Here is a 13259-nt window from a genome sequence, read left to right as displayed (position 1 = left end):
GTACGTGCCAGCCGCGCACACCGTTTCCGAGCTTCCCGATACCCAGGCGGGCCCGGCCGACGAGACATTGGTGACCGACCCCAAGGTGACCAGGCGGGCCGTGGGCGCCGCAGCCATCGGAAACATCACCGAGTGGTTCGACTTCGGCGTCTTCGCCAATCTGACCCCGGTGCTCACCGCGGTGTTCTTCACCGGCGCGAGCCAGACCGTCGGCACGATCGGAACCCTCGGCCTGTTCGCGGTCGCCTTCCTGGTGCGCCCGCTCGGCGGCATGTTCTTCGGACCGCTCGGCGACCGGATCGGCCGCACCAAGGTGCTGTCGATCACGGTCATCATGATGGCCGTCGGCACGTTCGTGATCGCGTTCATCCCTGGTTACGAGACGTGGGGCCCCGCCGCCCCGCTGCTGATGCTGCTCGCCCGCCTCGTGCAGGGCTTCTCGACCGGCGGCGAGTACGGCGGCGCGATGACGTTCATCGCCGAGTACGCCCCCGACAAGAAGCGCGGATTCCTCGGCAGCTGGCTGGAGTTCGGCACGTTGACCGGCTATCTCCTCGGCGGCGTCGCGGGCCTCGTCATCCAGCTGCCGGGCGTCATGTCGCACGAGGATCTGCTGTCCTGGGGCTGGCGCATCCCGTTCCTGATCTCGGGGCCGATCGGCATCATCGGGCTCTACCTCCGCCTCAAGCTGGAGGACACCCCCGCGTTCAAGGCCGCCGTGGCCAAGCAGCAGGGGCGTGAGGGCAATCAGACGCTCAGGGAGATCAAGCGGGTCTTCACCGACCACTGGCGTCCGATGCTGATCTGCATGGGTCTGGTGCTCGTCTTCAACGTCACCAACTACATGCTCACGACATACATGCTGGAGTACATCGACAAGTTCGCCCCGTCGGTGAGCCCCACCTGGGCGCAGCTCCTGGAGATCTCGGTGCTCGCCGTCGGCATGCTGCTCATCACCTTCGTCGGCCGGCTCTCGGACCGCATCGGGCGCAAGCCGGTGCTGTACTTCGGCTGCGGCATGCTGATCGTGCTCGGGATTCCGTCCGTGCTCCTGATCCAACAGAACACCCTGACGTCGGTCTTCTTCGGCCTGGTGCTGATGTCGCTGATGCTGCTCTGCTTCAACAGCACCATCCCCTCCACGCTCCCGGCGCTGTTCCCGACGGACATCCGCTACGGCGGTCTGTCGATCGCGTTCAACCTGTCGGTCTCGCTGTTCGGCGGCACGACCGCCGTCGTCAACGCACTGCTGGTGGAGGCCACCGGCGACGTCAACGTGCCCGGGTACTACCTGATGGCGGCGGGCGCGATCGGCGCCGTGGCCGCCTACTTCGCGGCGGAGTCCGCGGGCCGGCCGCTGCCGGGGTCGGCACCGGCGGTGGAGGCCCGCGCCTGATCCGTCGTCCCTCTGCCCCCGGTCACACCTGTTGGTTTCTGTGTGACCGGGGTTTTGGCGTTGTCCGGATGATGTCGCGGGGCTGTCACAGCGGATCAATCGCGCGCACATCCATGCCTACGGTGTCGGTGCAGTGGACAGCGATCCCCCCACAGAAACGGACAGCAGTGACTCGCCACACCACCTCCCGCCGCATGCTCCTGGGCGTCACCGGCTCCGCCTTCCTGGCCGCCGCGTGCTCACCGTCCTCGAACGATGCCAAGCCGTCCGCCGCGAAGGGCTCGCCGTCGAAGTCCGCCTCAACTCCCGTCGAGGGCAAGGCCGCCGCCGGCAAGGCCCCGGGCGGCGCGCCCGACGGCGCGCTCGGCGTGAACTTCAACGAGGACCCCGCGGGCCTCGGCGCCGCCCAACTGCAGGCGCTCTCGGCCACCTGGGTGCGCGGCTTCGTCCCGGTGACGCCGGGCGACCTCGACGGTGACGTCACGCAGCAGCGCGCCATCAAGGCCCTGCTCACCGCCCACGGCGACGGCCGCAGGACCATCCTGTCGCTCAAGTTCCCCTACGCGCTCGGGCCCACGAAGGGCCCGCTGCCCGCACCCGGCAGCCCCGAGCTGAAGCGCCTGCTGGCCCTCGTGGACCGGGTCCTCGCCGCCGTCATCGGCAAGGTCGACATCCTCACCATCGGCAACGAGCCGTTCCTGGAAACGCTGAAAGAGGAGCGGAACAAGGCCCTCAACGTCTTCTACGAGACGCTGGCCCGCCACGTCATCGACTACCGAAAGCAGCACGGCGGAGCGGGCTCCGGGACCAGCCTCTACATGGGCGCGCTCAACAACCTCGACAGCCCCGAGGGCCGCACGCCCGCGACCGAGCGGTGGCTGCGCTTCGTCCACAAGACGCCCGAGCTCGCCGGCGTCGACATCCACCCGCACGTCACGTCCCTGCAGAACGCCGCCAAGTTCATCAACTACGTGGTGCCCAGGCTGCGTCCTGACCAGAAGTTCCTCGCCACCGAGTTCTCCCTGGTGCAGTTCTGGAAGAGCCACATGAACGACCCGGTGTCCCCGGCGTTCGCCAAGCGCTACGACGTGACCCCGGGCCGGAAGGTCTGGCAGGTCGTCGGGGACGCCATCGAGCAGCCGTTCCCGCAGCAGAAGTGGAACGACTTCGTCTCCATGACCCAGTGGTTCGACCACAGCAGGAACTACCTCACCGAACAGATGAAGGCCTTCCGCGACACCGGGAAGCTGGCGGTGGCGACCTACGGCGGCCTGCAGATCGAGTCGATGGCCTCGGGCTGGGACGCCACCAAGACGCCGTGGATCCTCAACCCCCTGTACGCCAACCGGACCGTGCGGCCGGGCGCGGACGGCACCCTCGGCCGCAACGTCTGGTTCGAACAGTTCAAGGCGCTGCAGAAGAACACCTGACGGCCGGCCGCCCCCGTCCGCCATGCTGAGACCCGGCCGACGCACGCGACACGGTCCGGGGAGGAACCAGTGCGCGACAGACAGCAGACGGGTCCGCGGATCGCGGTCGTGGGCGGCGGCATCGGCGGCATGGCGGCCGCGGCCTTCCTGCACCACGCGGGGCTGACCGCGACCGTCCACGAACAGGCGTCCGCGCTCACCGAGGTCGGCGCCGGCCTCCTGCTCGCCCCCAACGCGGTGCGGCCGCTGCGCGCGCTGGGCGTCGCGCATTCCGTACTGCGCCGGGCCGTCCCGCTGGACTGGGGCTGGGAGTTCCGCCGCTGGCAGGACGGCACGGTGCTGTCCGTCGAGCGCCTGGACGGGGAATGCGAGCGCCTCTACGGAGAGCGCACGTACACCACGCACCGCGCCCAGCTCCTCGACGCCCTGCGCTCGGCGGTGCCGGACACATCGGTGCGCCTTGCCGCCCGCTGCACGCGCGTCGAGCCGCACGCCGACGGGGTGCGGCTGACCTTCGCCGACGGCTCCCGCACCGACGCGGACCTGGTGATCGGCGCGGACGGCATGCACTCCGTGGTCCGCGGGACGGTCGCCGAACCGCAACGCCCCCGCTTCTCGGGCCTGTGCGCCTTCCGCACGATCGTCCCCGCGGCCACGGCCCCAGCGTTCGCCCTGCGCCGCGCGCAGACGCTGTGGCTCGGCCCCGACCACCACCTCGTGCACTACCCGATCTCGGAGGGCGAGGCGGTCAACGTGGTCGCGTTCGCCCCGTCGACGGACGAGACGGCGGAGTCGTGGAGCGCGACGGCCACGGTCGAGGAGTTCCACGCGGAGTTCGCCGACTGGGACGAGCGGGTGAGCGCGCTCATCACGTCCGGGGCCGTTCCCGGCCGTTGGGCCCTGTACGACCGGCCGCCGCTGCCCTCGTGGACCCGCGGCCGGATGACCCTGCTCGGGGACGCCGCGCACCCCATGTTCCCGTTCTACGGCCAGGGCGCGGCGCAGGCGCTGGAGGACGCGGCGGTCCTGGCCCGCTGCCTCACGGCGCACGAGGACGCTCCGGCCCTGGCCCTCGCCCGCTACGAGTCGGTGATGGGGATCGGTGAATTCGGCCAGTGTCGCTCTTCGCCTCAGTTGGTAAGGGGTTCAACTGAGTGGGGAAGGTGGGGAGCGAGAAGCGGGCGGGCCCGCCGACCGTCAGGTCGGCGGGCCCGGTGGATCAGTGGCCGTCAGCTGGGATCATGGTGTTCGCCGGATCGGGATGGGGTCCGCAGGGCCGGGAGGCACTGATGGGCGGGCCGCTTCGGGGGTGGCCAACAGGGCGACGATGGTCACCGGCTGGTGGCAGTGCGGGCATTCACGAGTGGCTGTGGGCTCCATCGGGTCGCGCCCCTGGCCTGCGCGAACGAGGGGCCTGATGGCTTGCGGCCGCGGCTGCGGGAGCGAGGGCTCAGCGGGTGTCAGAGCGGGACGGTTGCCGGCGGGCCGAGGTGTTTCGCCCAGGCGTCGGGCCCGGTCCTGGACGCGTGTGTCTTCCCGTTCTTTCTCAGCCAGGCGCCGGCATGACGCACTGCAATAGATCTTCCGGACGGTTTTCGGTGCGGTGAATGTCTCTTCGCAGACGGGGCAGTCGCGTTTCTCCTGATCTGCCTCGCTGGCCCTTTTGACTGCTCTGCATTCTTTCGAGCAGTAGATTCGGCTCGGGCTGACATCCGTGATGAATTGCTTCTGGCAGACCGGGCAGGTTCGTTCGACGGGTGTGTGTTGCCGGTTGAGTTCGCGGCAGGTCCGGGAACAGTAGACCTGTCGGCTGGTGCTTCTGTCGACGTTGAAGATGGTTTCGCAGCCGGGGCATCGACGAGCCAAGTCGTTCTCCGTCTGGGGCAGTTCGATGGATTCGATGGGGCGATGCTCAAGAGACACGCGAGTTCACCCCAGCTCGCATCGTCTCGGCCTGGTTGCGGTGTCCACGCAGGCGATAGGAGGGTCCGTCGATCCCGGCGACCGCGGCGCGGTGCAGGAGCCGGTCGAGCATGGCGGCCGCGACAGTGGCGTCGCCGAAGGCGCCGGCCCAGTCCGCGATTCCCACGTTTGTCGTGAGGATGGTGCTGGATTCCAGATACCTCTGGTTGATGACCTGGAACAGTGCGGACGCTCCGTCCTCGGGCAGTGGGAGGTAGCCGAGCTCGTCGATGACGAGGAGTTTGGGGCCGGCGAAGAAGTTCATGCAGGTTTTCCAGCGGCCTTCGAGTGCGGCTTTGTGGCATTTGGCCGCGAGCTCGGCCGCGGTCGTGAAATAGACGCGATGGCCTGCTTCAACTGCGGCTCTTCCGAGCGCGACCGAGAGCATGGTTTTCCCGACTCCGGGCGGGCCGACGAACAAGACGTTGGAGGCGTCGTCGAGGAAGCGCAGGGTTGCCAGGTCGCGGATGAGTTTCTCGTCGACGCCCGGTTGGGCGGCGAAGTCGAAATCGTTGAGCGTCCATGGTTCGGGCAGGCAGGCGAACCGCAGACGGGCGGCGAGTTTGCGTGCTTCGGTGGCCTCGACCTCGATCTCCAGGAGCCGCTCCAGGGCCGCGGTCAGCGACATTCCCTCGGCCCTGGCCTGGTCGCAGACCCTGTTCAGTGCCTCGGCGGCGTCGTTGAGTTTGAGGTAGGACAGGTGACCCCGCAGCTGCTGGAAGCGTCGAGCTTCACTCATCTGCATCGGCGTCGTGCTCACTCCGTGCTCTCCTCCTTGGGTGGGGGAACGCTCCGCAGCCGGTCGGCCACGGCGGCATAGTGGTTGAGGTCGATCACGACCCGCTCGGCCGGATCACCGGCCGCGCTGGGGTGTCCGCGCAGTCGCTCGGCCTCGGCCAGGGCGGCGTCCGAGAGGGGCCGGCGGACCTTGTTCTTGCAGGGCGCTCGGTCGGAGAAGGACGCCAGGACCTCTCGCTCCAAAGCGATGACGTGTCCGGCCTCCCGCACTGTCTGGCCAGCACCTTTGGGCGCCCGCCGGTGGCGGGCGATCACGGCCCGGCCAGCGGTGGCGATGTTCAAGTGGTCGTCTCCAAGATGGAGTTGGACCATGACCTGGGCGCCGGGCAGGCCGGGTGGAACGGAGTAGAAGTTGCCCTCAAAGGCGACCAGGCTCTGCGGACTGACGGTCCGTTGGACTTCGAGTTCCGCGGGGAACGGGCGGACCGGGAGATCGAGCAGCGGCTCGCAGGCGGCCAGCTCGGCGACGGTGACCTTGATGCCGTCGACGACACGGCGGCGTTCGTCCATGCGGTCGGCGAGTTTGTCGATGCCGGACTGGGCCTGCAGCACCGTCAGCGCGTCCGGGACGGTCCGCCACCAACGTTGCGCTGCCGAGTGGTTGGCCTTCTCGACCACGCCCTTGCGGTTGCCGCGGCGGGGCGGGCAGATGTCGACGCCGGCACCGTAGTACTTGGCGACCGCGGCGAAGGCCGGGGTGACCTGGCCGCTGCTGGGATAACAGACGGTGGCCATGCGGTCGAAGCGCCAGCGGCGGGCCGTGCCTCCGAGCTTGCGCATGACCTGGTCGAGCGAAGCGATCAGATGGGCGAAGTCCTCGCTCTCCGAGAGCACCGCCCGCCAGCGGCCCGAGTGCGCGAGGGCTCCGACCAGCAGATGAGCATGCGATCCGACGTTCCAGGACTCGGGCGCGTCAGGAAGTTCAAGCCAGTCGAACTGGATCTCCTCGCCCGGCGGATGAGCGATCACCGCGACATTGCGGCCGCTGGCGGCATGGCAGGGCTCGCAGTGGGGGCGGACCTGATAGCGGCGAAGAGACCGCGTGAAAGTGGAGTAACCGCCCTGATAGCCAAGCCCGTTGACCTCGTCGAACAGGGTTGATGCCCACAGGTGAGGATCATCGGCCAGGCGCTGCCGGCAGTACTCCAGGAACGGCGCGAAGGCGTCTGGGCTCTGCCGTCGGCGGCCCGGTTCCTGCTCTCCGTTCAGATAGGCACGGATGGTCTTCCGGTCACGTCCCAGATGTCTCGCAATCGCCGAGATCGACCAACCCTGGCGACGCAGTGCATGAGCATCCACGTCTTCCTCCCGCGTGAGCATCCAGGCCCCCGAACAGGCCGAACACAGTGCGCACGCAGGCTCTCCGGACCGACATCACTCCACGCCGACACACCGGAAAACGTCACACGATGGATGGGGAGATCAACTGAGCATGTTTGTCCCCACCAGAGAGCGACAGGTGGCCGTTTTCAAAGAGCGCCATCATCACGCCTCCCCCGCACCACCCGCCTCCAACAGGTGAGCCACGCCCGCGCCGCGTCCAACCACCTGCCGGACGGCCCGGAGCAGCAGGCCCGGGACGCGGCGCTCGGGGACGCGGATCCGTTGCTGCGCAGTGGGTGGATCTACGGGTACGACGCTTACACGGTTGCCGTGTAGCCCTTTAGCGTGCAGAGTTCTCGGGCCGACACCGTCGACGAACACCAAGCCAAACGTGAAGAGGAGCTGACCGTGGCGGTCGATCCGAAGGGTGCCGATCTGAAGCGCCTGTTGGCCGAGGATCCGGGCGGTCCGGTCGTGATGCTCAACCTGCTCCGCTTCGCGCCGGACGGCCGTGCGCTCTACCAGGAGTACGCCCACCACGTGGAGACCACGTTCCTGCCGCGCTACGGCGGCGAGGTCCTCTACTCCGGTTCGGGCGGCCACCCGCTGGTCGCGGAGGACGGTCAGTCCTGGGACGCCGTCCTGCTCGTGCGCTACCCAAGCCGTGAGGCCTTCGCCCGTATGGTGGCCGACCCCGAATACCAGGAAGTCACCGGCCTGCGCACACGGGCACTCAGCGAGGCGGTGCTCCAGCCGTTGGCGGCGGGGGTATGACGCTTCATCGGGCCGTCAGGGGAACGGCGGTCGCGACGCCAGGTCGGTGAGGAGATCGTCCAACACCGCCTCCTCCTCGACCCGTACGCCCACTTCGGCGAGCGCCTTTGGCAGTTCCGGGTCCCAGGGCGCGGCGGCGGGAGTGCCGGTCAATGCCTCGGCGCCGCTCAAGTGCGCTGCGGCCCTGCGGTAGTCGGCGGCAGTGTAACGCCAGGGCCGCCACGTGATGTACCGGGCGAGGGTGGCCGCGATCCGCAGGCCGCCCCAGTCGAAGTCTCCGTGGTAGCGGAAGTCGACGGCGGCGTCCGGGCCCCCGGATCGCATCCCCGCGAGCAGGGTCAGCGCGGCCGTCGACGGCTGTCCTTGCAGACACACCAGGGGCGGGCAGGACGGGCCGTAGGTCTCAGCAGCCGCGGACAGGACCGTTGGGTTCTCGCACACGTGAATCGGACCCGGCACCTCGATGCGGTGCCCACGTGCCAGCTGCCGAAGGGTCAGGACAGCGGGCTCACCGCTGTCGGCAAGCCAGTCCAGAGCCGGCGTGCCGCGAAGATTGAGAGTGAGGACGGTGGAGGAGAGATCGTCGCGCAGCAGTCCGGCGGACGCCCATGCCTCGCGTCGCCACCGGGAGCCGCTGCCATCAGGGAACCCGGTCAGCGCACGGACGCCGGACAGGACCAAGGTCGCCAGCGGGGCGCCGTCGTCGAGGGCGTGCGCGGAGCCGAGCACACGGGCCGCGTAGGCCGGCAGCGAGACGGGCGAATCGGTGGGCAGTTGGTGGAGCGCCTCTGCCGCACCTGCCACGAGCGAGCGCGCCGCGTCCGGGTCGGGGCACAGCCTGCGCACCAATCCGGTGCGCGGCAGCTGCTCTGCCCAGGAACGGAGTTGCGCAGAGGCACCTGGCGCACTCGCCAGCTTGTCCAGCGGTGAGTGCGCCGATTGCCAGGCCCGTTCCTCTCGCGCCCGGGCGTCCGCGAGCGAGGTGACCGTGCCGGTCAGTTCGACGACGGCCGCAGCGAGGCCGCTCGGGCTGGCTCCCGAGCGCCGCAGGAGCGCGTCGACGGCGTCGAGGCGCACGCTGAGGCTGCGTCCTCCGACACGCGGAGCACGCCCCAAGAGCCTTTCTGTCGCCACCTGTTGGGTCTGCGTGGGAGACGTCAGACTGACGCTTCCGGTGAGGGGTTCGTCCCGTTCGAGACGGCGCCGCACGCGATCCAGAAGCCAGGCCAGGCCGGGGTCGCCGAGCAGACGCCGCAGGCGCTCACGGTCGACGGGCGGATCTGGCGGAGCAGGCGGTGTCCCCAGGAGTTCGGGCCGGCCCGGCTCTCCGCCCCGCGGCTGCCGAGGCTCTTCACTCAGTCCCACAGCGACTCCTGGGCCATTTCGGTGTCGACGCTACCGCCGGGTTCGGCTGCGTCGGACGCGCCCGGCACGGTTCGAGGAGCGGGCACGAAGGGCCTCGTCGAGAGGGCCGGCTCCGGTCCCCGGTCCCGCCGTGCCCCGTCCCACTCCCACCGGCTGACCAGCACCGCGGCGACCTCGTCGATCCGGGAGAGCTGGGCGATGGCGATGCCGGGCACCTGCGGGTAGCACGCCCACTCGCGTTCGCTGGTCATCACCACGTCCAGGTCGAAGGCATGCAGCAGACCGAGGCACTTGGCGCGCGAGTCGTCGTCGACGCCCGCGAACGCCTCGTCCAGCGTGACCAGGCGTGGCGCATGCGGGTTGGCCGCCGTCTGGTAATGCGAGGAGGCCGCCGCGAACAGCGGCACCGACACGGCCAGGACCCGCTCACCACCGGAGGCGGGGCCGGTCGCGGGCACCCACTTGCCGTGCTGATGACGTTCGATGCCGAACTCGTGCCAGGTGCGGTAGTCGAGTGCCTCGGAGAGGTACTCCAGCCAGCTGCCCGCGTGGTCCCCCTGCTGCTGCGCGGCGATCTGCCCCTGGAGGAACTCACCCACGGCGGCCCGATCCTCGGTTGTCCACGCGTCCGCGGACTGGCGCAAGCACGCGCGGGCCCGGACCAGTCCGGCCGGAGCCTTGCGGGAGGGACGCCACACCAGGCGCAGCCGCATACCGGTGGACGTGGGCCGATCCTCGAGTTCGGCGTTCATCGCCGCGACCTGTCGTTCGGCCGCACCGATCAAATCCTGCAGTGTGCCCGCAACTTCGGTCAGCAGGTGTGTCTCCAGGATCTCTCGTTCATGCGCGGACAGGATCCGCTGGAGTTCGGCGACCTCGGCAGTCAGCGCCTCGGCAAGGTCGGGCACGGCGCGTTCACGGCCTTGGTAGACGATGTCGACGACCATGCCGTCCTCGACCATGCGGGCCGACGCGGAGTGCCCATGCCGGGACAGGGCGTCCTGGAGCGACTTGTATTCCTCGTTCAGGCGCCGCTGCACGCGTTCCCAGGCCCCGTCCGAGCTGTCGGTGGAGGCCAGTTCGTGCTCGATGGCGCGGGCGAGCGCAATCGCTGGAGTCGGCGCCCAGGGCCCGCCCTCCTGGCCGGGGATCTCCTGCTCGGGCGCCGCGACCGCGAGCAGGCCGGTACCGACGAACCTCTGGAACGCGGCGATGGCGTCGGCGCGCTGCGCCGTGGCCGCCGCGATGTCCTCCTGCAACTGCTCGATGCGGCCCTCGGCCTTGTCGGCGAGGCGCTGCGCGGCGCCGTGTGTGGCGCGCACCGTCCGCTCCTCGTCGACACAGGCGCGCAGTGCTGCGGCGGTTTCGGCGAGACGGCGCTGCAGGTCGGCGACGGCCGCGCCTACCGTGGCGCGCAGAGTGGTGTGGCGTTCATCGGCGGCGGCTGCAAGGCGCGCTGCTTCTTCCGCCCGCCCGGCGAACGCTTCGACGCGTCCGGCCGCCTCAACGGTCTCGGTCCGCTCCCGTGCCAGCGCACTCGCAGCCTCGCCGCGTTCGTGGAGAGACGGCCACAGGGCAGCGAGGACCAGGGCATGGTCCGTGAGCCCTTGCCGTACGACGGCGAGCCCGTCACGGTCCGCGGGGAGCCCCACGTCCGCCGCCGTGTCCTGCAGTTCGCGCACCGCCGACTCCGCCGCTTCGGTGGCACGGGCCAGCCGCTCGGCCTGCTCGGCATGGCGAGCCGCGGCCCGCTGAGCGGCCTCTGCGGCCGCGCCCGCGAGGGCATAGGCCTGGCGCACGGGAGCGTCGTCGGGAAGCGCGGCCAGCTCCGAGTCCAGGGTCTCGCGGCGGGCCGCCACCTGCTCAATCGTTTCCTGGACGCGGCTCAACATCTGCTGCGTGTCTGCCAGTTCCGCGAGGACGACGGCGATACGCGTACGCCGGGCCGCCTCACGGGCCCCCTCCCCCACGTACTCGGCGGCGCGCTTGGACCAGCGGCCGGTGAGGACACCGACGCGGAATCGGCCGTCCGTGCTCACGGCAGTGTGGGCGCCGGTGTGCTCGGCGCTTTCCCTGACGGCCCGCGAGCCCAGCGCCACCGAGCGCAGGAGTCGCTCGATCGCCGCTTCGGAGACAGTGGTCGCGCCAGGATCGACCGCAGGGCGCAGCACACCGGCGAGCGTCGGCCCGGCCACCGGAGCCGAGGCGCGCACGAGGACGTCCTCGTTGTCGATGTCTCTGACGGCGCTGCCGTCGGGCAGCACCCAGGCGTCGAGCAGCCCGGACGCCTCGAGCGCGGCTTCGAGCCCAGCGCGAGATTCGGCGGCGAGGTCGGCAGCGATCCCGCTGTCGTCACGGAAGTCGACCAAGCGCCACAGCGGCCCGCCCTCCCGCCCATCGCGCACTCCGTCACCACGGGTGTACGGCACGGAAGGGCCGCGCTGCCTGCCCGACTCCAACTGGTCGCGTTCGCGGTGCAGTTCCGCTGCCGTCGTACGCAGTACCTCCTCGCGCCGCGCGCAGTCGGCCGCCGCGTCGGCGAGCCCGGCGGCGCGCTCGCGGTGGGCGGTGCCCGCAGCGGCCCGGGCAGGCGAGGGACCGTCCAGGTGGCCGGTCCAGTCCTGCATGCGGTCCAGTACCCCGGCCTGGTCCCCCACCGTCAGTTCCGCGCAACTGGCGAGGTGCTCGCGCACCGCGTCGACCAGTTCCCGGCCCGCGGTCTCGGCCGTCGCGTCCGCCTCCACTCGACGCTCGGCGGTGTCGGTGACCTCTTCCTCGACGTCCTGCGCGCGGCGGGCCGCGGCAAGCCGCTCGGCCGCGGCCGCCTGCGCACGCGTGGCGAGTTCGTCGACGTGCGCGATGGTGCGCCGCCGCCGCTCCACCTCCCCCTCCGCGGACCGACGCAGCTCTGCGACCGGTGCGCCGTCGGTGCGGACACCAGCCGGAAGGCGGGCGGCACGCGATGTGTCCTCTGCGCGCGACAGCAGGTCGCTGACGCGATCCTCGACGGCCCGCAGCTGGCTGGCGGCCCGCCCTTGCCGATCGAGGGCCCGCTCGTGGAAGGCGGCGGCCTCCGCTCGGTCGTCCGCCGCCTGCCCGGAGTCGGCTGCTGTGCGCACGGCGTCGTCGGCGGCTTGATCCAGTGCACGTGCGTCGCGCATCTCCGGGCCCTCGCGCAGGGCGGTGTCCTGCGCAGTGAGACGAGTGGAGGTCTCGGCGAGGGCACCAAGCCGCTCGGCCGCCGCGTCCCGGTCCGCCAGCGCGGAGGCCCTCTCCTCCTGGTGCCGGTTCAGGTCACGGCCCAGACTCTCGTATCGCGCGTGTTCCTCGCGCGGGAGCCTGGCACGCCGGCGGGAAGCGACGCGGGCGTAGCGGCGGTAGTGGTCGAGGAAAGCAGTTGCGGCGCGCTGAGCCTCCGCCGTGGCGCGCAGTGCCTCCTTCTCCTCGTCCAGAGAACGGAACGCCTCGGCGACATCCGCGACGACCGCCTGGTTCATGGGCGAAAGAGCTTCGGTCAGCGCCCGGGACAACGCCGCCTCATTGGGACGCTTGGACAACTGCGGCTGGCGAAGCTGGACGAGCAGGTCGACGAGGGCCGTGTAGCGCTGTTCCCCGAGCCCGAACAGCGCCTCGTCGACTGCCCGGCGGTACGCCTTGGCGGTGTCGTGGACCATACCGTGCCCGGCGACGGCCTCGGCCAGGCGGTCACGGGACAGCGCGGTGCGAGTGGCGTCGAGCAGGACGAGGTCTCGGCCGATTCGTTGGTCGGTGACGGCGAACCAGTGGCGGGCGATGCCGCGCCCGGACACCGCCTTCAGGCCGCAGACGAGGGTGCGGAAATGCTCCTCGCCCGTCGTCTCGTCGCGACGGCCGAACTCGATCCAGGTGTAACCGAGGCGTTCGGAGTGCGGGTGTTCCCCGCCGAGCAACAGGTTCCACTCCATGCGCTTGTGCGGGTCACCGTCCGGTTCGACGCGCCGTGCGGAGAGGTCTCCGTCGAGGAGGAAGGGCAGCGTCAGGGCGAGGACCTTGGACTTTCCGGTGCCGTTGTTGCCACGCAACAGGAGCCGCCCGTCACGGAACCAGAATTCCTCGTCGTCGTAGTAGAAGAGGTCCACGAGCCCGATCCGCAACGGCTTCCAACGGCCCGGGGGCGGCGCGGGGAGATCCTTGAGGGGCTGTGCGATGGCCGGGTCGGCAGGGGCGGTCAT

9 protein-coding genes are annotated in these 13259 nt (G+C 70.2%); 5 read left to right on the top strand and 4 right to left on the bottom strand.

Annotated features, from left to right (window positions below; translation table 11 throughout):
- Nucleotides 1-4: 4 nt before the first annotated feature.
- The 3 genes from ACIA8D_RS36155 to ACIA8D_RS36145 all read left to right on the top strand — a co-directional run bounded on the left by ACIA8D_RS36155 (nucleotide 5) and on the right by ACIA8D_RS36145 (nucleotide 4116).
- A complete protein-coding gene (locus ACIA8D_RS36155; protein ID WP_399238685.1) occupies nucleotides 5-1396 on the top strand; it encodes an MFS transporter in 1392 nt (463 codons plus the stop codon).
- A 167-nt stretch (nucleotides 1397-1563) separates the two neighbouring features.
- Nucleotides 1564-2826, top strand: coding sequence for a hypothetical protein (locus tag ACIA8D_RS36150; RefSeq protein ID WP_399238683.1), 1263 nt, complete (start codon nucleotides 1564-1566; stop codon nucleotides 2824-2826).
- 69 nt (nucleotides 2827-2895) lie between these two features.
- Nucleotides 2896-4116 (top strand): FAD-dependent monooxygenase, encoded by a 1221-nt coding sequence (locus ACIA8D_RS36145; RefSeq protein WP_399238681.1) that lies wholly within the window; start codon nucleotides 2896-2898, stop codon nucleotides 4114-4116.
- 622 nt (nucleotides 4117-4738) lie between these two features.
- Here the strand turns inward: ACIA8D_RS36145 and istB are convergent.
- Together istB and ACIA8D_RS36135 are read right to left on the bottom strand one after the other, a co-directional pair.
- On the bottom strand, nucleotides 4739-5548 hold the full coding sequence (istB, locus tag ACIA8D_RS36140) for an IS21-like element helper ATPase IstB (RefSeq protein ID WP_399238679.1): 810 nt from the start codon (nucleotides 5546-5548) through the stop codon (nucleotides 4739-4741).
- A complete protein-coding gene (locus ACIA8D_RS36135) occupies nucleotides 5545-6906 on the bottom strand; it encodes a Mu transposase domain-containing protein (RefSeq protein WP_399238676.1) in 1362 nt (453 codons plus the stop codon). The genes istB and ACIA8D_RS36135 overlap by 4 nt, the downstream gene beginning before the upstream one ends.
- Nucleotides 6907-7104: 198 nt before the next feature.
- On the opposite strand from ACIA8D_RS36135, the gene ACIA8D_RS36130 reads away from it, so the two are divergent.
- Nucleotides 7105-7245 (top strand): hypothetical protein, encoded by a 141-nt coding sequence (locus ACIA8D_RS36130; protein WP_399238674.1) that lies wholly within the window; start codon nucleotides 7105-7107, stop codon nucleotides 7243-7245.
- A 9-nt stretch (nucleotides 7246-7254) separates the two neighbouring features.
- Complete coding sequence (locus ACIA8D_RS36125; protein ID WP_399238672.1) at nucleotides 7255-7683, top strand: DUF1330 domain-containing protein; 429 nt, start codon at nucleotides 7255-7257, stop codon at nucleotides 7681-7683.
- A 15-nt stretch (nucleotides 7684-7698) separates the two neighbouring features.
- Here the strand turns inward: ACIA8D_RS36125 and ACIA8D_RS36120 are convergent, their stop codons facing one another.
- Together ACIA8D_RS36120 and ACIA8D_RS36115 are read right to left on the bottom strand one after the other, a co-directional pair.
- Complete coding sequence (locus ACIA8D_RS36120) at nucleotides 7699-9048, bottom strand: TIGR02679 family protein (RefSeq protein ID WP_399238670.1); 1350 nt, start codon at nucleotides 9046-9048, stop codon at nucleotides 7699-7701.
- The gene (locus tag ACIA8D_RS36115) at nucleotides 9039-13259 is read right to left on the bottom strand and encodes a TIGR02680 family protein (protein WP_399238668.1); all 4221 of its coding nucleotides are present in this window, start codon (nucleotides 13257-13259) and stop codon (nucleotides 9039-9041) included. The genes ACIA8D_RS36120 and ACIA8D_RS36115 overlap by 10 nt, the downstream gene beginning before the upstream one ends.

Source organism: Streptomyces sp. NPDC051684 (assembly GCF_044453445.1).
Classification (GTDB): domain Bacteria; phylum Actinomycetota; class Actinomycetes; order Streptomycetales; family Streptomycetaceae; genus Streptomyces.
This window is presented reverse-complemented; position numbering and strand designations above follow the sequence as displayed.